Source organism: Thermoanaerobacterium sp. RBIITD (assembly GCF_900205865.1).
Taxonomy (GTDB): Bacteria; Bacillota; Thermoanaerobacteria; order Thermoanaerobacterales; family Thermoanaerobacteraceae; genus Thermoanaerobacterium.
The window spans coordinates 2,022,332-2,041,730 of record NZ_LT906662.1 but is presented as its reverse complement, the minus strand read 5'-3'; the positions used below and the strand labels follow the sequence as shown (position 1 = coordinate 2,041,730).

19 protein-coding genes, 1 tRNA gene and 1 other annotated feature are annotated in these 19,399 nt (G+C 37.4%); all 20 genes read right to left on the bottom strand.

The window, feature by feature from the left end; translation table 11 throughout:
* Nucleotides 1-630, bottom strand: a complete 630-nt coding sequence (rplC, locus tag CPG45_RS09795; RefSeq protein WP_096231736.1) for a 50S ribosomal protein L3 — start codon at nucleotides 628-630, stop codon at nucleotides 1-3.
* A 53-nt stretch (nucleotides 631-683) separates the two neighbouring features.
* Nucleotides 684-992 carry a 30S ribosomal protein S10 gene (rpsJ, locus tag CPG45_RS09790; RefSeq protein ID WP_096231735.1) on the bottom strand — a complete coding sequence of 103 codons (309 nt, stop codon included), beginning with the start codon at nucleotides 990-992 and terminating at the stop codon, nucleotides 684-686.
* A 188-nt stretch (nucleotides 993-1,180) separates the two neighbouring features.
* The gene (tuf, locus tag CPG45_RS09785) at nucleotides 1,181-2,383 is read right to left on the bottom strand and encodes an elongation factor Tu (protein ID WP_096231734.1); all 1,203 of its coding nucleotides are present in this window, start codon (nucleotides 2,381-2,383) and stop codon (nucleotides 1,181-1,183) included.
* A gap of 19 nt (nucleotides 2,384-2,402) precedes the next feature.
* Nucleotides 2,403-4,472 (bottom strand): elongation factor G, encoded by a 2,070-nt coding sequence (fusA, locus tag CPG45_RS09780; RefSeq protein WP_096231733.1) that lies wholly within the window; start codon nucleotides 4,470-4,472, stop codon nucleotides 2,403-2,405.
* Nucleotides 4,473-4,524: 52 nt separating this feature from the next.
* Complete coding sequence (gene rpsG, locus CPG45_RS09775; protein ID WP_096231732.1) at nucleotides 4,525-4,995, bottom strand: 30S ribosomal protein S7; 471 nt, start codon at nucleotides 4,993-4,995, stop codon at nucleotides 4,525-4,527.
* Nucleotides 4,996-5,012: 17 nt separating this feature from the next.
* Nucleotides 5,013-5,384: a 30S ribosomal protein S12 gene (gene rpsL / locus CPG45_RS09770; protein WP_096231731.1), complete on the bottom strand. Its 372-nt coding sequence runs from the start codon at nucleotides 5,382-5,384 to the stop codon at nucleotides 5,013-5,015.
* A gap of 60 nt (nucleotides 5,385-5,444) precedes the next feature.
* The gene (locus CPG45_RS09765; RefSeq protein ID WP_096231730.1) at nucleotides 5,445-5,690 is read right to left on the bottom strand and encodes a ribosomal L7Ae/L30e/S12e/Gadd45 family protein; all 246 of its coding nucleotides are present in this window, start codon (nucleotides 5,688-5,690) and stop codon (nucleotides 5,445-5,447) included.
* Nucleotides 5,691-5,776: 86 nt separating this feature from the next.
* Nucleotides 5,777-9,334 (bottom strand): DNA-directed RNA polymerase subunit beta', encoded by a 3,558-nt coding sequence (rpoC, locus tag CPG45_RS09760; RefSeq protein WP_096231729.1) that lies wholly within the window; start codon nucleotides 9,332-9,334, stop codon nucleotides 5,777-5,779.
* 27 nt (nucleotides 9,335-9,361) lie between these two features.
* Complete coding sequence (rpoB, locus tag CPG45_RS09755; RefSeq protein WP_096231728.1) at nucleotides 9,362-13,081, bottom strand: DNA-directed RNA polymerase subunit beta; 3,720 nt, start codon at nucleotides 13,079-13,081, stop codon at nucleotides 9,362-9,364.
* A 266-nt stretch (nucleotides 13,082-13,347) separates the two neighbouring features.
* Nucleotides 13,348-13,722 carry a 50S ribosomal protein L7/L12 gene (gene rplL, locus CPG45_RS09750; RefSeq protein ID WP_096231727.1) on the bottom strand — a complete coding sequence of 125 codons (375 nt, stop codon included), beginning with the start codon at nucleotides 13,720-13,722 and terminating at the stop codon, nucleotides 13,348-13,350.
* 37 nt (nucleotides 13,723-13,759) lie between these two features.
* Entirely contained in the window at nucleotides 13,760-14,284 is a 525-nt protein-coding gene (gene rplJ / locus CPG45_RS09745; RefSeq protein ID WP_096231726.1) for a 50S ribosomal protein L10, read from the bottom strand.
* Between the two features lie 14 nt (nucleotides 14,285-14,298).
* Nucleotides 14,299-14,416, bottom strand: a sequence feature (ribosomal protein L10 leader region).
* A gap of 40 nt (nucleotides 14,417-14,456) precedes the next feature.
* Nucleotides 14,457-15,149, bottom strand: a complete 693-nt coding sequence (gene rplA, locus CPG45_RS09740) for a 50S ribosomal protein L1 (protein ID WP_096231725.1) — start codon at nucleotides 15,147-15,149, stop codon at nucleotides 14,457-14,459.
* Between the two features lie 109 nt (nucleotides 15,150-15,258).
* A complete protein-coding gene (gene rplK / locus CPG45_RS09735) occupies nucleotides 15,259-15,684 on the bottom strand; it encodes a 50S ribosomal protein L11 (RefSeq protein ID WP_096231724.1) in 426 nt (141 codons plus the stop codon).
* Between the two features lie 27 nt (nucleotides 15,685-15,711).
* On the bottom strand, nucleotides 15,712-16,239 hold the full coding sequence (gene nusG, locus CPG45_RS09730; RefSeq protein ID WP_096231723.1) for a transcription termination/antitermination protein NusG: 528 nt from the start codon (nucleotides 16,237-16,239) through the stop codon (nucleotides 15,712-15,714).
* A gap of 31 nt (nucleotides 16,240-16,270) precedes the next feature.
* Nucleotides 16,271-16,471 (bottom strand): preprotein translocase subunit SecE, encoded by a 201-nt coding sequence (gene secE, locus CPG45_RS09725; RefSeq protein WP_096231722.1) that lies wholly within the window; start codon nucleotides 16,469-16,471, stop codon nucleotides 16,271-16,273.
* Nucleotides 16,472-16,499: 28 nt separating this feature from the next.
* Nucleotides 16,500-16,649, bottom strand: coding sequence for a 50S ribosomal protein L33 (gene rpmG, locus CPG45_RS09720; protein ID WP_013296962.1), 150 nt, complete (start codon nucleotides 16,647-16,649; stop codon nucleotides 16,500-16,502).
* A gap of 116 nt (nucleotides 16,650-16,765) precedes the next feature.
* Nucleotides 16,766-17,968: an elongation factor Tu gene (gene tuf / locus CPG45_RS09715; protein ID WP_096231721.1), complete on the bottom strand. Its 1,203-nt coding sequence runs from the start codon at nucleotides 17,966-17,968 to the stop codon at nucleotides 16,766-16,768.
* A 72-nt stretch (nucleotides 17,969-18,040) separates the two neighbouring features.
* Nucleotides 18,041-18,116 (bottom strand) — tRNA-Thr (locus CPG45_RS09710).
* A 58-nt stretch (nucleotides 18,117-18,174) separates the two neighbouring features.
* Nucleotides 18,175-18,819, bottom strand: a complete 645-nt coding sequence (gene sigH, locus CPG45_RS09705) for an RNA polymerase sporulation sigma factor SigH (protein WP_096231720.1) — start codon at nucleotides 18,817-18,819, stop codon at nucleotides 18,175-18,177.
* 81 nt (nucleotides 18,820-18,900) lie between these two features.
* Nucleotides 18,901-19,395 (bottom strand): NYN domain-containing protein, encoded by a 495-nt coding sequence (locus CPG45_RS09700; RefSeq protein ID WP_096231719.1) that lies wholly within the window; start codon nucleotides 19,393-19,395, stop codon nucleotides 18,901-18,903.
* Between the last annotated feature and the right edge of the window lie 4 nt (nucleotides 19,396-19,399).

The following is a 19,399-nucleotide window of genomic DNA, read 5'->3' as shown; positions in this document are numbered from 1 at the left end:
CTATTTATTTTTTACGGAATCCCTTATTATAAGAAGCGAGCCTTTTGTACCAGGTACCGAGCCTTTTATAAGTAAAAGATTTTTTTCTGCATCTGCCCTTATTACTTCTAAGTTCTGTACTGTGACTCTTTCATTTCCCATATGTCCAGGCAATTTTTTTCCTTTAAATGTCCTTGACGGGTCAGAACTTGCACCCATAGAACCTGGCCTTCTGTGATATTTAGAACCGTGTGCCATTGGTCCCCTATTTGCATTGTACCTTTTTACAACACCTGCAAATCCTTTACCTTTTGACGTGCCGATTACATCAACCTTATCACCAGTTGCAAATATATCAGCTTTTATTTCGGCGCCTACTTCATATGGTGTTATATCATCTAACCGGAATTCTCTTAAATATCTCTTAAAAGGTACATTTGCTTTTGTAAAATGCCCTTTTAAAGGCTTTATAACTCTCTTCTCCTTGATATCACCGAAGCCGACCTGAATTGCATCATATCCGTCGTTCTCCTTAGTCTTTTTTTGTACTACAACACAAGGTCCAGCTTCAACGACCGTCACAGGTATCAAATCATTTCCAACAAATATCTGTGTCATTCCATGCTTTTTACCAAGTATCGCTTTTTTCATCTTTTAACCTCCTGAAATCATCGGACGCTTTTGCGTCATAATTTCTTTTTTATTTAAAGTTTAATCTCTATATCAACACCGGCTGGTAAATCAAGCCTCATCAGAGCATCTACCGTCTTTGGTGTCGGGCTTAAAATATCAATAAGCCTTTTATGTGTTCTCGTTTCAAATTGTTCGCGTGAATCTTTATATTTATGTGGGGCTCTTAATATCGTTATAACATCCTTTTCTGTTGGAAGTGGTATAGGTCCTGATACTTCAGCACCTGTTCTTTTTGCTGTTTCAACAATTTTCTCAGCAGATTGGTCTAATACCATATGATCAAATGCTTTTAATCTTATACGAATTTTTTGCTTGGGCATGAATTTTCCCTCCTTCTATATAAGCATCTCATTAAACTTCATATACACTCACCCGTGTGTTTTCATCTTACATTTAAAATAAAAAGTCGCTCAACTTCATTAGTTTACCTTAAATGCAGCATCATTTCAAGACTTGACAAAACAATATTTATGTGCTAATAGAAATTCACTATTAGCACATTTTAAACTTAAGCTAGAATCTTCGAAACAACACCGGCTCCTACTGTGTGTCCGCCTTCCCTTATAGCAAATTTTAATCCTTCTTCCATTGCTATCGGTGTTATTAGTTCTATTGTCATCGTTACATGGTCCCCAGGCATTACCATCTCTGTGCCCTCTGGTAAGTCTATTACTCCTGTTACATCTGTCGTTCTGAAATAGAACTGTGGTCTGTATCCATTGAAGAACGGTGTGTGTCTTCCGCCTTCTTCTTTTGTCAGTACGTATACCTGCCCTTCAAACTTCGTATGCGGTTTTACTGAGCCTGGTTTCGCTAATACCTGTCCTCTTTCTACTTCTTCTCTTGTTACACCTCTTAATAGTACTCCTATGTTGTCTCCTGCTTCTGCTTCATCTAGTGTCTTTCTGAACATTTCTACGCCTGTTACTACTGTCTTCTTGTTCTCTTGTGATAATCCTATTATTTCTACTTCGTCTCCTACTTTTAATTTGCCTCTTTCTACTCTTCCTGTTGCAACTGTTCCTCTTCCTGTTATTGTGAATACATCCTCTACAGGCATTAGGAATGGTTTATCTGTATCCCTCTCTGGTGTTGGTATATAACTGTCTACTGCATCCATTAATTCCCATATCTTTCCGCACCACTGGCATTCTCTCTTGCCGCATCCACATTCCATCGCTTTTAATGCAGAACCTACTACTATTGGTGTGTCATCTCCTGGGAATTCATATTCGTTTAATAGCTCTCTTACTTCCATCTCTACTAATTCGATTAATTCTTCGTCATCTACCATGTCTGCTTTGTTTAGAAATACTACGATGTATGGTACTCCAACCTGCCTTGCTAAGAGTATATGCTCTCTCGTCTGTGGCATTGGTCCATCTGCTGCTGATACAACGAGTATTGCTCCATCCATCTGTGCTGCACCTGTTATCATGTTCTTTACGTAGTCTGCATGTCCAGGGCAGTCAACGTGTGCATAGTGCCTTTTTTCTGTCTCGTATTCAACATGCATTGTGTTTATGGTTATTCCTCTTGCTTTTTCTTCTGGCGCTTTATCTATTTCGTCATATGCTGTAGCTTGTGCCATTCCTTGCTTTGATAATACTATTGTTATTGCTGATGTCAGTGTTGTCTTGCCATGGTCAACGTGCCCTATTGTTCCTATGTTTGCATGGGGTTTCTTTCTTTCAAATTTCTGCTTTGCCATCTTTTTATCCTCCTTACGTTTATTTCTTTTCTAATAATTGATCAGCAATATTTTTTGGAACTTCTTCATAATGACTGAACTGCATTGTATAGGTGCCTCTTCCTTGCGTCTTAGAGCGCAGATCTGTTGCATATCCAAACATCTCTGCTAATGGAACCATTCCCTTTATTACTTTGGCCCCCGCTCTATCCATCATTCCTTCTATTCTTCCTCTTCTTGAATTTATATCACCCATGACGTCGCCCATATATTCTTCAGGTACAACAACTTCAACATCCATTATAGGCTCAAGTAATACGGCACCACCTTTCTTCATACCTTCCTTAAAGGCCATAGAACCAGCAATCTTAAATGCCATATCAGATGAGTCAACTTCATGGTATGAACCATCTACTAATGAAACTTTTACATCTACAACTTCGTATCCACCAAGAATTCCATTCTCCATTGCTTCCTGAACACCGGCGTCAACGGCTGGAATATATTCTTTTGGTATTACACCACCGACAATTTTATTTTCAAATTGATAGCCTTGTCCTCTTTCCATAGGCTCTATCTCAAGCCATACGTGACCATATTGACCACGTCCACCTGACTGCCTGATAAATTTGCCTTCTACACGAATTGGCTTCGTGATTGTTTCTTTATATGCAACTTGTGGCTTACCTACGTTACATTCAACATTAAATTCCCTTTTCATTCTGTCAACAATTATCTCAAGGTGTAATTCACCCATACCAGCTATAATCGTTTGTCCCGTCTCTTGGTCAGTATATGTCTTAAATGTTGGATCTTCCTCTGCAAGCTTCATCAATGCAATTGTCATCTTATCTTGTGCAGCCTTTGTTTTAGGCTCTATTGCAACCCTTATAACTGGTTCAGGAAATTCCATTGACTCAAGAAGAATAGGTTGATTTTCATCACACAGCGTATCACCAGTTGTTGTATCTTTTAAACCAACTGCTGCTGCTATATCACCTGTATAAACTTTGTCAATCTCTTTTCTGTGATTTGCATGCATCTGAAGTATTCTTCCTATTCTTTCCTTTTTACCTTTTGTTGAATTCAAAACATATGATCCAGCCTCTAGTGTTCCTGAATATACTCTGAAAAAGGCAAGCTTTCCAACGTATGGATCTGCCATTATCTTAAATGCTAATGCTGAAAACGGCTCATTGTCATCTGCTTTTCTCTCTATTTCTTCATCGCTGTTTAGCTTCATACCTTTGACAGCTGGAATATCAACAGGGGATGGCAGATATCTTACAACAGCATCAAGCATAGGCTGAACACCTTTATTTTTATATGAGGATCCGCATAAAACGCAAACAAGTTCATTATTTATAGTGCCCTTTCTTAATGCAGCATGTATCTCATCAGGTGTAATTTCTTCACCCTCTAAATATTTCTCCATTAAAGCCTCATCTTGTTCAGATACCGCTTCTAATAGTTTTTCTCTGTATTCTTGTGCTAAATCTTTTAAATCATCAGGTATTGCAACTTCCTCTGATACAGTTCCAAGGTCGTCTTCATATATTATTGCATCCATGTTTATCAAATCTACAACACCAATAAATGTATCCTCTTTGCCAATTGGAAGTTGTATTGCAACAGGATTTGTATTTAGTCTTTCCTTCATCATATTAATAACATTAAAAAAGTCCGCACCCATAATATCCATCTTATTAACGTATGCTATTCTCGGTACATTATATTTATCAGCCTGTCTCCAAACTGTCTCTGATTGCGGTTCAACACCGCCCTTTGCGCAAAATACTGCAACTGCTCCGTCGAGCACTCTTAAGGAGCGTTCCACTTCAACCGTAAAGTCCACGTGTCCCGGCGTATCTATAATATTAATCTTATGATCTTTCCAATAGCATGTTGTTGCAGCAGATGTGATTGTAATACCTCTCTCCTGCTCCTGCTCCATCCAGTCCATTGTTGCATTACCTTCATGTACTTCGCCTATCTTGTGAACTTTTCCTGTATAAAACAAAATTCTTTCGGTAGTAGTGGTTTTACCAGCATCAATATGCGCCATAATTCCTATATTTCTAACTTTATCTAAGCTATATTCTCTTGGCATTTATATCCTCCTTTCCTGCCCCCAAAAATACACACTACCTTATTCCTAATAGTTACCATCTGTAATGTGCAAATGCCTTATTAGCTTCTGCCATCTTATGTGTATCTTCTCTCTTCTTAACACTGGCACCTGTATTATTTGCAGCATCCATTATTTCTGCAGCCAATTTTTCAGTCATTGTTCTTCCATTTCTTTTTCTTGCAAAATCTATTAGCCATCTTATACCCAATGTCTGTCTTCTTTCCGGTCTTACTTCAACCGGCACCTGATAAGTAGCACCACCTACACGTCTTGGTTTAACTTCAAGTACAGGCATAACGTTATTCATAGCATCTTCAAATACTTCTAATGGATCTTTACCTGTCTTCTCTTTTATTATTTCAAAAGCACCATAGCATATTCTTTGTGCTACTCCTCTTTTTCCGCTAATCATTATTTTATTGATTAATTTTGTAACCTTTTTGCTGTTGTAGACTGGATCCGGCAGTACATCACGTTTTGCTACATAGCCTTTTCTTGGCATTCATTATCCCTCCTTTATCATTTAGGCTTTTTAGCACCATACTGTGAACGGGCTTGTTTTCTATTTGCCACACCTGCTGCATCAAGTGTGCCTCTTATTATCTTATACCTAACACCAGGCAAATCCTTTACTCTTCCACCTCTTACAAGAACAACAGAGTGTTCCTGAAGATTGTGACCTATACCAGGTATATATGCAGTAACTTCTGTATTATTCACAAGCCTTACTCTGGCTATCTTTCTCAAAGCTGAATTAGGTTTTTTTGGTGTTGTTGTTTTTACAACAGTACAAACACCCCTTTTCTGAGGATTACCCTTTAATGCCGGGGATGTTGATTTAAATTCAACCTTCTTCCTTCCTTGTTTGATAAGCTGATTAATCGTCGGCATCCTTACACCTCCTTCCAAATTTACAGAAGATTTATCCCCTCAAAAAGGGGATAAATCTTTTTACTTTAGTTCAGCTGCAGTAGCTGCGCCAACATCAATACCGCACATTTCGCCCAATTCCTTCATGGTGTCGACATAAATTATATTGATAGATTTAATTTTACAAACATCAATTATTTTTTTTGTAACATGTTCTTCAGCATCTCTAGCAATATACACTTTTAATGCTTTATCATTTGTTACTGCTTTTAATGTTTGTTTTGCTCCTATTACTATTTTAGAAGAACCAATCTTATTTGAACTCATTAAGTTCTTCTCCTCCCTACATGGAAGTAGTTTTTAACACACTTAAATATTTTATCATTAAGGGCATACTCTGTCAATAATTTATATTATTTTACACTAATTTCTGTATTATTGACTTCATCTTCGTCTTCTTTTTCATCTTCAGTCTCTTTAAGTGGCTTTACTACAATATTTCTATATCTCGATAAGCCTGTACCAGCTGGTATTAGCTTACCTATTATGACATTTTCCTTAAGTCCTATTAAAGGATCCACCTTTCCTTTTATAGCCGCATCTGTAAGAACCCTTGTTGTCTCTTGGAAGGACGCAGCCGAAAGGAATGAATCTGTAGCAAGTGCGGCTTTTGTAATACCGAGCAATGCTCTTACACCTGTAGCTGGCTTTAGTCCCTTTTCTTGAGCTTTTCTATTTTCTTCTTCAAACGCGAACATATCCACAAGTTCACCTGGCATCATTGATGTGTCTCCTGAATCTTCAACTTTAATTTTCCGCATCATTTGCCTTATTATGACTTCAATATGTTTATCATTGATTTCAACACCTTGAAGCCTATATACTTTCTGCACTTCCTGCAAGAGATATGTTTGAACCGCAAATAATCCCTTTATCTTTAATATGTCATGTGGATTTACAGAACCTTCTGTGAGTTCATCACCTGCTTCAATATATTGACCATCCTGCACTTTTAACCTCGAGCCATATGGTATAAGGTATGTCTTTGAAATATTATTGTCATTATCTGTTACGACAACTTCCCTTTTCTTCTTTGTTTCATTAATTTTTACAACACCTGGTATTTCTGATATTACCGCAAGCCCCTTTGGTTTTCTTGCCTCAAATAGCTCTTCAACCCTAGGTAAACCTTGTGTTATATCAGCACCGGCAACACCACCGGTATGGAAAGTTCTCATTGTAAGCTGTGTCCCTGGCTCGCCTATAGCTTGAGCAGCTATAATACCGACAGCTTCACCTATCTCAACTTGTGTACCTGTTGCAAGGTTCCTTCCATAGCACATCCTACATACACCATGTTTAGACTTACATGTAAGCAAAGACCTTATCTTTACCTTTTTAATGCCTGACATTTCTATTCTTTCAGCATCTTTTTCCGTAATCATAGTGTTTTTCTTAACAATTATTTCACCTGTATTTGGATCGATGATATCATCTAATGCAACTCTTCCATTTACTCTATCAGATAGCTTTTCTATTACTTCATTGCCTTCCTTTATCTCATTTACATATATGCCTTCATCCGTACCACAGTCTTCTTCACGAATTATTACATCCTGGCTTACATCTACTAGTCTACGTGTTAAATATCCTGAGTCGGCAGTCCTTAACGCTGTATCAGCAAGTCCCTTCCTTGCACCATGTGTTGATATAAAGAATTCAAGAACACTAAGCCCTTCTCTGAAGTTAGACCTTATAGGAAGTTCGATGATCCTTCCTGCAGGATTAGCCATCAATCCTCTCATCCCTGCTAACTGCTTAATCTGATTTTTACTACCTCTCGCACCAGAATGGGCCATCATGAATATAGGGTTAAATTTATCAAGGCTAGACATCAAAGCATCACTTACTTTTTCTGTGGTCATATTCCATGTCCTTATGACACTTTCATATCTTTCCTCTTCTGATATGAGACCACGTCTAAACTGAGTATCAATCTTTGATACCGCGTCATCAGCCTCTTTAAGAAGTATCCTTTTTTCTTCTGGTATTGCCATATCTGATACACTAACAGTAAGTGCCGCCTTTGTGGAATATCTATATCCTAATGCTTTTATTTTATCAAGAGTTTCGGCTGTTTTTGTAGGACCATGTGCTCTATATACTCTATCGAGTATCTTACCGAGTTTTGATTTATCAACAAGCGTTGATATTTCTAAATCAAACATAGTGTCAGGATTTGTCCTATCAACATACCCTAAATCCTGTGGTATTGCAGAATTAAATATCAGCTTGCCGATAGTAGTCTCTATAAGCTTTGACTTTGTTTCACCATTTACTTCTCTTGTCACTCTTACTTTTATTTTTGCATGTATGTGTATCTGGTTCAATTGGTACGCCATTAATGCTTCCTCAAAATCCTTAAATACCCTGCCTTCACCTTTTACACCATCTTCATCACCTGTTAAATAGTAACAACCAAGAACCATATCCTGTGTAGGTGTCATAACAGGTTTACCATCCTGTGGCTTCAAAATATTATTTGCAGCCAACATCAAAAATCTAGCCTCAGCTTGGGCTTCCACAGTCAATGGTACATGGACAGCCATCTGGTCTCCATCGAAATCTGCATTATATGCTGTACATACAAGTGGGTGCAACTTAATTGCTCTGCCTTCAACCAAAACTGGTTCAAATGCTTGTATGCCAAGACGATGTAATGTAGGAGCCCTATTTAAAAGGACTGGATGCTCTTTTATAACATCTTCCAATACATCCCATACTTCCGGACGTACTTTTTCGACCATTCTCTTTGCACTCTTTATATGCTGTGCAACACCTTTATCGACAAGTTTCTTCATTACAAATGGCTTAAACAATTCAAGTGCCATTTCCTTAGGTAAACCACATTGATAAAGTTTCAGCTCAGGACCAACGACAATAACAGAACGTCCTGAATAGTCAACCCTTTTACCAAGCAGATTCTGCCTGAATCTACCTTGTTTACCCTTTAACATGTCTGATAATGATTTAAGTGGTCTATTGCCAGGCCCTGTGACAGGTCTTCCTCTTCTACCATTGTCTATTAATGCATCAACAGCTTCTTGAAGCATTCTCTTTTCATTTCTTACAATAATATCAGGTGCTCCAAGGTCAAGAAGCCTCTTTAGCCTGTTGTTTCTATTTATTACTCTCCTATATAAATCATTTAAATCAGATGTTGCAAATCTTCCACCATCAAGTTGGACCATCGGCCTTAAATCAGGTGGTATTACCGGTATAACATCCAATATCATCCATTCAGGTTTATTTCCGGAATCTAAAAATGCCTGAACAACTTCAAGCCTTCTTATTGCCCTTACACGTTTCTGTCCAGTTGATTCCCTGATTTCAGCCTTTAATTCCTTTGAAAGTTTTTCAAGGTCTATCTCCTGCAATAATTCTTTTATCGATTCTGCACCCATCCCGGCTTTAAACTTATTGCCGTATTTGTCAAGATACTCACGGTATTCCTTCTCATTAAGTAGTTGCTTCTTTGTAAGATTAGTTTCACCAGGATCAATTACAACATAGGATGCAAAATATAAAACTTTCTCAAGAGCCCTCGGTGACATATCCAGTATTAATCCCATACGGCTAGGAATCCCTTTAAAATACCATATATGTGATACAGGTGCAGCGAGTTCAATATGTCCCATTCTTTCACGCCTTACTTTTGCCCGTGTTACTTCAACACCACATCTGTCACATATAACGCCTTTATACCTTACCCTTTTATATTTTCCACAATGACACTCCCAGTCCTTTGTCGGTCCAAATATTTTTTCGCAGAACAGACCTTCCCTTTCGGGTTTTAATGTCCTATAATTTATAGTTTCCGGTTTTTTAACCTCGCCCCTCGACCATTCTCTTATTTTTTCTGGCGAAGCCAACCCTATCTTCATAGAATCAAAATTTTTAAGCTCAAACAAGGAGTTTCGCTCCCTTCATTAAAAATTTTATATATCATAATCATCATCAAAGTTGTCATTTTCATTTAAATCAATATCATCAGGCTCAAAATTTAAATCATCCAAGCTATCTTTATCTTTATCATCATCATAATCATCATTATACTCTTCACCATAGTTTACATCTTCTGGAACATCTTCTCTGCCTTCTATGTTGATATTGATCGTATCATCCGGTATATCATCGTCATCTTCATCCTCAAACTCTTTTAACGCGACTTCTTGATTGTCTTCGGTTAATACCTTGACATCTAGGCATAGACTTTGCAACTCTTTAACAAGTACTTTAAAGGATTCTGGTACACCCGGTTCCGGTATATTCTCACCTTTTACAATTGATTCATATGTCTTTACGCGGCCAGTTATATCATCTGATTTAACTGTTAGGATTTCCTGCAACGTATGTGATGCGCCATACGCCTCCAATGCCCAAACTTCCATCTCACCGAACCTCTGTCCACCAAACTGTGCCTTACCGCCAAGTGGCTGCTGTGTAACAAGTGAATACGGTCCAGTAGACCTTGCATGCATTTTATCATCAACAAGGTGGTGAAGTTTAAGCATATACATATAACCAACTGTTACAGGGTGGTCAAAAGGCTCACCTGTTCTGCCATCATATAATTGTATCTTGCCATCCGGCGAGTACCCTGATTTTTCCAGCAACTCTTGGATGTCTTCCTCATGTGCACCATCAAAAACAGGTGTTGCCATATACCATCCAAGTGCTTTTGCTGCAAGTCCTAAATGCACCTCTAAAACCTGCCCGATATTCATACGGGATGGAACGCCGAGTGGATTTAAGCATATCTGAAGCGGTGTTCCGTCAGGTAAAAATGGCATGTCCTCTTGTGGCAATATCCTAGAAACAACACCTTTATTTCCGTGTCTTCCTGCCATCTTGTCACCGACGGATATCTTTCTTTTCTGCGCTATAAATACCCGAACCATTTCATTTACACCAGGTGGTAATTCATCGCCATTTTCCCTAGTATAAACTTTAACATCTACAATTATACCGCCTTCACCATGTGGAACTCTTAATGATGTATCTCTTACTTCCCTTGCCTTTTCACCGAATATCGCCCTTAATAACCGCTCTTCTGCCGTCAACTCTGTTTCACCTTTTGGTGTTACTTTTCCAACAAGAATATCACCTGCAGTTACTTCAGCACCAATGCGTATGATACCACGTTCATCAAGATCTTTTAGAGCTTCTTCACCTACATTTGGTATATCTCGCGTTATTTCCTCCGGTCCTAACTTTGTATCTCTCGCCTCTGACTCATATTCTTCTATGTGGATTGATGTAAGTGCATCTTCTTTAACAAGTTCCTCGCTAATTAGAATTGCATCTTCATAGTTATAGCCTTCCCACGGCATGAAACCAACAAGGACATTTCTGCCAAGTGCTATTTCACCAAGTTCTGTCGAAGGACCGTCGCTTATTACCTGCCCTTTTTCAACCCTATCGCCTTCATTTATAATCGGTCTTTGGTTTATGCATGTACCTTGGTTTGACCTTTTAAATTTCAGTAAATCATACTCGTCCCGCCTTCCATCATCCGTCCTAATGATAATTTTGTCAGCAGTAACCTTCTCAGCAATTCCACTGTTCCTCGCAATGTCAACAGTCCCAGAATCTCTCGCTGCTTTATACTCAATACCAGTTCCTACAATAGGCGCCTGTGGCATAAGAAGTGGTACAGCCTGTCTCTGCATGTTTGATCCCATCAAAGCTCTATTAGCATCATCATTTTCGAGGAATGGAATCATCGCCGTTGCAACAGATACCACCTGCTTTGGTGAAACGTCCATTAAATCAACTTCTTCTCTCGGGACCGATAAAATGTCGTCCTTCGAACGGACTGTTACCCTTTCATTTACGAATCTATTTTCCTCATCAAGTGGCTCGTCCGCCTGTGCAATCACATATTCATCTTCAACATCGGCGGTCATATAGACTATCTCATCAAGAACCCTACCTGTCTCTTTATCGACTTTTCTATATGGTGCTTCTATAAAACCATACTCGTTAATCCTTGCATATGTTGCAAGTGAACCTATTAGTCCTATATTTGGTCCTTCAGGTGTCTCAATAGGACACATCCTGCTATAATGTGAATGGTGAACATCTCTTACTTCCATACCTGCTCTTTCACGACTTAGACCGCCAGGTCCTAATGCACTTAGCCTTCTTTTATGTGTAAGCTCTGCAAGTGGATTTGTTTGGTCCATAAACTGTGATAGCTGGGAGCTTCCAAAGAACTCCTTAATTGCTGCAACGACAGGTCTTATATTTATAAGGTTCTGAGCTGTTATTTCGCTTACATCTTGAATTGTCATCCTCTCTCTAACAACTCTTTCCATTCTTGAAAGGCCTATTCTAAACTGATTTTGCAAGAGTTCGCCAACTGACCTTAATCTTCTATTTCCAAGATGGTCAATGTCATCAACGAATCCAATACCATTAGAGAGATTCAAGTTGTAATTTATAGATGCAATTATATCTTCCTTTGTAATATGCTTCGGTATTAATTCGTCAATTCTACGCTTTATCTCGTTTTTTATATCTTCTTCACTTGAAAAATCTTTAAGTATTTCTTTTAAAACATTTAATTGAACTTTCTCATGTATATTGAGGTCAGATACTTCAAATGGCAGAGGATATTCATTTATATCAACTGTATTATTTCCTATAATCTTTATTGTTTTTCCTTCAAACGAAATCTCTACAACATTTATGCCACAATCTTGTATCTTTTTTGCCGTCTCTCTAGAAATCTTTTGTCCTTCATCAACAATAACTTCGCCCGTTACGGGATTAACAATCTTTTTAGCAGCTTTATGATTAGCAATTCTTGAACTTAATGCAAGCTTTTTATTAAACTTATAACGTCCTACACGGGCAAGGTCATATCTTTTTGGGTCAAAAAATAAGGAATATAAAAGACTTTTAGCACTTTCAACTGTCGGAGGTTCACCTGGTCTTAATCTTTTATAGATTTCAAGTAAACCTTCTTCTTCAGATTTTGTCGTATCTTTATCAAGTGTAGCCTTTATCCGTTCATCCTCGCCAAGTAGATCTATTATCTGTGCATCCGTACCATATCCTAAAGACCTTAAGAATACAGTTATAGGTACTTTTCTAGTCCTATCAATTCTTACAGAGAAGATGTCATTTGAATCTTCTTCATATTCAAGCCATGCACCTCTATTTGGAATTACTGTCGCAAAGAATAATTTCTTACCTAATTTATCAAACTGTTGCTCATAATAAACACCAGGTGACCTGACAAGCTGACTTACAATTACACGTTCTGCACCATTTATAATAAATGTCCCTTTATCTGTCATAAGAGGAAAATCGCCCATAAATACTTCTGATTCTTTAATTTCCCCTGTATCCTTATTTGTAAGTCTTACTTTTACCCTCATAGGAGCCGCATATGTAGTATCCCTATCTTTGCACTCCTCAACAGAATATTTTGGATTATCATCAAGCTTATAGTCAAGAAATTCTAAAGACAAATTGCCACTAAAGCTCTCAATCGGTGAAATATCCCTAAATACCTCTTTTAAACCCTCATCAAGAAACCATTTGTAAGAATTTTTCTGTACCTCAATGAGATTAGGCATTTCAAGAACTTCCTCGATCTTAGCAAAGCTCATACGCTTCTTATAACCGGCATCAACAGGATGTAACATCCACTTCACCCCTTATAAATTTAAAATAAACAAAAGAGAAAACTTTTGGATAACATACAAAAAGATATAATTATTATCTACCAAAATATTATCAAATATTCAGTTATTAGCATGTTGAATATTTTATATATCGTAAATTACATAGTTCATTTTAAGTAATAAAATGACACTGTTAATGCAATATATAATATTATCACAATAGCTAAACCATGTCAACAAAAAAAAGCATTCTCTCGAATGCTTTTTTGCTTCAATTTTTATTTTTATTATTTTATCTCTACTTTTGCTCCAACTTCTTCGAATTTTGCCTTTATTTGATTTGCTTCGTCCTTGCTTACGCCTTCTTTAATTGGCTTTGGTGCACTCTCAACAAGGTCCTTAGCTTCTTTTAAACCGAGGCTTGTTACTTCTCTTACAACTTTAATAACTTTTATTTTTTCTGAACCTACTTCTGTTAAAACAACATCAAATTCTGTCTTCTCTTCTGCAGGTGCTGCTGCGCCGCCAGCTGCAGGTGCTGCCGCTACTGCAACAGGTGCTGCTGCAGATACTCCAAACTCCTCTTCAAGTGCTTTTACTAAGTCAGCTAATTCCAATACAGTCATACCTTTTATAGCTTCTAAGATTTCTTCTTTATTCATTACAATTTACCTCCATATTTTTATTTTATTAATTTAATTATGCTTGTTTTTTTTCTTTAACTGCATTTAATGCAATTACAAGACTTCTCAATGTACCAGATAATACATAAACAAGATTGTTTATTGGTGCCTTCATGCTACCAAGAGCTTTTGCAATAAGTTCTTCTTTTGATGGTAGCTCTGATAAAGCTTTGATTTCGTCAGGCCCTATCAACTTTCCGTCAACAATTCCTGCTTTTAATTCTAGTCCTTCTTTATTTTTAAGAAATTCAACGAGAATCTTTGCAGGTGTAACAGGATCTTCATATCCAAACGATACTGATGTTGGTCCTTCTAAGTATTGCTTTAAGTCATCATATCCAAGCTCTTTTGCTGCACGCCACATTAAAGTGTTTTTATACACCTTGTATTCGGAATTTGCTTCCTTAAATTTTCTCCTTAAAGCAGTATCATCTTCAACTGTCAATCCACTGTAACTGGTAAAGATGACAGATTGTGCTTTTGATAACTTGTCTTTAAATTCATTAACTACTTTTTGCTTAGCTTCCTTTGTTGTACTCAAATTTACACCTCCCGCCCTAAATATTAAAGGATCCCCCGTAGACATGAGGATCCCTATGAAGCTTTATTAAAAACCTCGGTAGGATTTATGTGTTGCCACACCTACTGTCTACGGTAAATTTTCAATTTTACTTTTAAGAGTATATCATTATTAACATACTATGTCAATATTTTTAAACTGTTTTAAGTGGATTTACTTTAACACCTGGACCCATTGTTGATGACAATACAACACTCTTTAGATATTGTCCCTTAGCAGACGCAGGTTTTGATCTTATTATAGCATCCATAATGGTCTTGAAATTTTCAACTAACTTTTCTTGTCCGAAGGATACTTTCCCAATAGGCACATGTATTATTGAACTTTTATCAAGTCTATATTCTATTTTACCTGCTTTAACATCCTTAACAGCTTTTTCAATATCAAATGTTACTGTACCTGCTTTAGGATTTGGCATTAAACCCTTAGGTCCCAAAACTTTACCGAGTCGTCCAACAACACCCATCATATCAGGTGTAGCTATCACAACATCGTAGTCAAACCAATTTTCATTCTGTATTTTCGCAACAAACTCTTCAGCACCGACATAATCTGCACCAGCAGCTTCAGCCTCTTTTGCTTTATCACCTTTAGCAAAAACCAAAACACGTACAGATTTTCCTGTCCCATGTGGTAATATAACAGTACCTCTGACTTGCTGGTCGGCGTGTCTCGAATCAACACCGAGTCTTACCGATAATTCTACTGTTTCATCAAAATTTGCTTTTGCAGTCTTTAAAACGAGATCAATTGCATCCCGTGAATCATATTGTTTTGTTTTATCTATTAATTTTGCACTTTCTAAATATTTTTTGCCATGTTTCATTTTATTACCTCCTTGTGGTATTATTTGCGGATCAACAAAACTGACCCTCCCACTTAAAATCGTAATAGCATTAGCATTTTAAAACTTTTAATGCTAATTATGATATAGTCTATTGTTCTACTTCTATACCCATACTTCTCGCAGTACCAGCAATCATTCTCATTGCCGCTTCAACATCTGATGCATTAAGATCTTTCATCTTAAGCTCAGCAATTTCTCTGACCTTTTCTTTGCTAACTTTAGCAACCTTTTGTTTATTTGGCTGTGCTGAACCACTCTCGATACCAGCTGCCTTCTTTAATAATACAGCGGCAGGTGGAGTCTTAGTTATAAAAGTAAATGATCTATCTGCATATATTGTTATAACTACAGGAATAATCAGTCCAGCTTGTTTTGCTGTTCTTTCATTGAACTCTTTGCAAAAGCCCATTATATTAACACCGTGTGGTCCAAGTGCTGTACCAACTGGTGGAGCTGGAGTAGCTTTTCCTGCAGGTAACTGGATTTTTACAACAGCAGTAACCTTTTTAGCCATATTTACACCTCCTAAACTTATGTCATATTATTGAATTTTTTGAATCTGGACAAAATCAAATTCAACTGGAGTTTCTCTTCCAAACATCGAAATTAAAACCTTAGCTTTTTGTCTGTCAAGGTAAATTTCTTCAACAACACCGATGAAATTCTCAAGAGGTCCAGCGATAACTCTAACGCTATCACCTGTTTTAATATCAACAGACGGTTGTGCTTCTTTAATACCAAGTGCTTTAACCTCCGCATCGGTAAGTGGCACTGGTTTAGAACCTGGTCCAACAAAACCCGTCACACCTCTTGTATTCCTGACTACGTACCATGAATCATCATTCATTACCATTTTTACAAGCACATAACCAGGAAATACCTTTCTGTCAACGGATTTTTTCTTGCCGTCTTTTATCTCTACAACCTTTTCCGTCGGAACTATAACTTGATGTATCAAATCCTGAAGGTTTCTATTTTCAACAGACTTTTCCAGATTCGCTTTAACTTTGTTTTCATATCCGGAATAGGTATGAACAACATACCATTTAGCTAAATTCGTTTCAGCCATTTTCGACATGGGGGGTAAACCCCGTCCTCCTTTAACCTTTTATAATTAATTTCAATAGGTAGCTAAATGCCGAGTCTGTAATGAATACTAATATAGTAAATGCAATCATGACAACGAGCACAACTTCTGTATATGTTATTAAATCATGGGGAGTCGGCCATGTTACCTTTTTCATCTCGGCTTTTATTTCTCTAAAAAACTTCCCGACTTTTCTCCTTTCATCGGCAGCCATCAAATCACATCCCTTTGTAACATGTATTTTACCTTGTCTCTTTATGCAACGTATGCTTCCTGCAGAATCTACAATATTTCATAAGCTCTATTCTATCAGGATCATTTTTCTTGTTTTTCGTGGTGTTGTAATTTCTTTGCTTACATTCTGTGCAAGCCAATGTAATCTTAACTCGCAACAATTCCACCTCCCGGAATTTAAAACTACTTAAAAACTTTATCATAAATATTAATTTATGTCAATCTTAAAACAATGTAGACTCAAAAAAAGCCAGGTAAAATACCCAGCCCTTTGTTATGACAGAATTTTCGAAACAACACCGGCTCCTACTGTGTGTCCGCCTTCCCTTATAGCAAATTTTAATCCTTCTTCCATTGCTATCGGTGTTATTAGTTCTATTGTCATCGTTACATGGTCCCCAGGCATTACCATCTCTGTGCCCTCTGGTAAGTCTATTACTCCTGTTACATCTGTCGTTCTGAAATAGAACTGTGGTCTGTATCCATTGAAGAACGGTGTGTGTCTTCCGCCTTCTTCTTTTGTCAGTACGTATACCTGCCCTTCAAACTTCGTATGCGGTTTTACTGAGCCTGGTTTCGCTAATACCTGTCCTCTTTCTACTTCTTCTCTTGTTACACCTCTTAATAGTACTCCTATGTTGTCTCCTGCTTCTGCTTCATCTAGTGTCTTTCTGAACATTTCTACGCCTGTTACTACTGTCTTCTTGTTCTCTTGTGATAATCCTATTATTTCTACTTCGTCTCCTACTTTTAATTTGCCTCTTTCTACTCTTCCTGTTGCAACTGTTCCTCTTCCTGTTATTGTGAATACATCCTCTACAGGCATTAGGAATGGTTTATCTGTATCCCTCTCTGGTGTTGGTATATAACTGTCTACTGCATCCATTAATTCCCATATCTTTCCGCACCACTGGCATTCTCTCTTGCCGCATCCACATTCCATCGCTTTTAATGCAGAACCTACTACTATTGGTGTGTCATCTCCTGGGAATTCATATTCGTTTAATAGCTCTCTTACTTCCATCTCTACTAATTCGATTAATTCTTCGTCATCTACCATGTCTGCTTTGTTTAGAAATACTACGATGTATGGTACTCCAACCTGCCTTGCTAAGAGTATATGCTCTCTCGTCTGTGGCATTGGTCCATCTGCTGCTGATACAACGAGTATTGCTCCATCCATCTGTGCTGCACCTGTTATCATGTTCTTTACGTAGTCTGCATGTCCAGGGCAGTCAACGTGTGCATAGTGCCTTTTTTCTGTCTCGTATTCAACATGCATTGTGTTTATGGTTATTCCTCTTGCTTTTTCTTCTGGCGCTTTATCTATTTCGTCATATGCTGTAGCTTGTGCCATTCCTTGCTTTGATAATACTATTGTTATTGCTGATGTCAGTGTTGTCTTGCCATGGTCAACGTGCCCTATTGTTCCTATGTTTGCATGGGGTTTCTTTCTTTCAAATTTCTGCTTTGCCATCTTTTTATCCTCCTACTTTAATAAACTCATCCACGCGTTTCTTAATTTTATGTTTAATAAAAAAAATAAAGTTGGAGCCCATGACCGGGATTGAACCGGTGACCTCCGCCTTACCAAGGCGACGCTCTGCCAACTGAGCTACGTGGGCGCTTAAACCTTAAGCATCGATTTTTAATTTTACTATAAAAATTTTAAAATGTCAATACTTAACTATTTCTCATTTCTAGATATCTTTCAAGCTTCCTTTTGACTCTCTGAAGAGCATTGTCTATAGATTTAACATGTCTTCTTAGGTCTGCAGCAATTTCTTGATATGATTTGCCATCGAGATAAGAGATAAGCACTTCCCACTCGAGGTCACTTAACATCTCTCCGATTTTATTCTCAATGTTAACGTATTCCTCCCGGTTTATTATTAACTCTTCTGGGTCTGAAATACATTCACTTGACACAACATCCATTAAAGTCCTATCGGACTCTTCCTCAAAGATTGGTTTATTAAGAGAAACATATGAGTTCAAGGGAATATGCTTCTGCCTTGTTGCGGTTTTTATAGCTGTTATTATCTGGCGTGTTATGCACAATTCTGCAAAAGCCTTAAAGGATGAAAGTTTATCACTCCTAAAGTCACGGATAGCCTTATATAAGCCTATCATTCCCTCCTGTACTATATCTTCTTTATCAGCACCAATGAGAAAATATGAACGTGCTTTAGCCTTGACAAAAGTATAATACTTATCAATAATAAACTCTAAGGCAGCTTTATTACCGTTCTGGGCTTCTTCTACAACATCGCCTTCATCCATTGATGAATATAAATTGTATAAATTAATTTGTGCCCCCGATTTCACAAAAATCGCCTCCGCTTATTAGGCCAAGTTCACATAATAATTATACATATATTGGACATTGTAGTCAAGGATATTTTAATATTATTCCGACATTTTACGTAATTTTTTTATGACATCATCACTAAGCCTTGATTCAATGCTATCTTTTTGGTTTTCTCTTATGTATAATTTCTTCTTATTCTCTATATATTTATTTAATTCTTCATATAATTCTCTTGAAGACATCCTTGTTGCTCCTTGCCCTAAAACAACCTGTTGCAAAACCCAGTCTGATGTTACAACAACCACTTTGTCATTTTTAATTAGGTGTTTAATTACACCTTCTATATAATGATCAGCGGATTCGCCTTCTTTTGTATAAACAACTTCGAGGTCATCATAAAACTCATGCTTTTGTTGACTTCCCTTGACATACATTGCATCGAAAACCAGTATTATCTTAAACCCAGTATATCCTTTGAAATTTAATAGTGTATCTATTAGTTTTTGCCTCGCATCCTCAAGGCTTTTCTTCGCTTCATATTTTAGCTCCTGCCAGCTGTTTATTATATTATAGCCGTCTATAACCATATACATTAAA

Coding starts and splice junctions, on each gene's coding strand:
- rplL (WP_096231727.1), bottom strand. CDS start 13,722: ATGAATAAAGAAGAAATCTTAGAAGCTATAAAAGGTATGACTGTATTG.
- rpsJ (WP_096231735.1), bottom strand. CDS start 992: ATGCCCAAGCAAAAAATTCGTATAAGATTAAAAGCATTTGATCATATG.
- rpoB (WP_096231728.1), bottom strand. CDS start 13,081: ATGTTACATCCTGTTGATGCCGGTTATAAGAAGCGTATGAGCTTTGCT.
- rplK (WP_096231724.1), bottom strand. CDS start 15,684: ATGGCTAAAAAGGTTACTGCTGTTGTAAAAATCCAGTTACCTGCAGGA.
- nusG (WP_096231723.1), bottom strand. CDS start 16,239: ATGGCTGAAACGAATTTAGCTAAATGGTATGTTGTTCATACCTATTCC.
- CPG45_RS09700 (WP_096231719.1), bottom strand. CDS start 19,395: ATGTATATGGTTATAGACGGCTATAATATAATAAACAGCTGGCAGGAG.
- rpsL (WP_096231731.1), bottom strand. CDS start 5,384: ATGCCGACGATTAATCAGCTTATCAAACAAGGAAGGAAGAAGGTTGAA.
- tuf (WP_096231721.1), bottom strand. CDS start 17,968: ATGGCAAAGCAGAAATTTGAAAGAAAGAAACCCCATGCAAACATAGGA.
- CPG45_RS09765 (WP_096231730.1), bottom strand. CDS start 5,690: ATGAGTTCAAATAAGATTGGTTCTTCTAAAATAGTAATAGGAGCAAAA.
- tuf (WP_096231734.1), bottom strand. CDS start 2,383: ATGGCAAAGCAGAAATTTGAAAGAAAGAAACCCCATGCAAACATAGGA.
- secE (WP_096231722.1), bottom strand. CDS start 16,471: ATGGCTGCCGATGAAAGGAGAAAAGTCGGGAAGTTTTTTAGAGAAATA.
- rplA (WP_096231725.1), bottom strand. CDS start 15,149: ATGAAACATGGCAAAAAATATTTAGAAAGTGCAAAATTAATAGATAAA.
- rplC (WP_096231736.1), bottom strand. CDS start 630: ATGAAAAAAGCGATACTTGGTAAAAAGCATGGAATGACACAGATATTT.
- rpsG (WP_096231732.1), bottom strand. CDS start 4,995: ATGCCAAGAAAAGGCTATGTAGCAAAACGTGATGTACTGCCGGATCCA.
- fusA (WP_096231733.1), bottom strand. CDS start 4,472: ATGCCAAGAGAATATAGCTTAGATAAAGTTAGAAATATAGGAATTATG.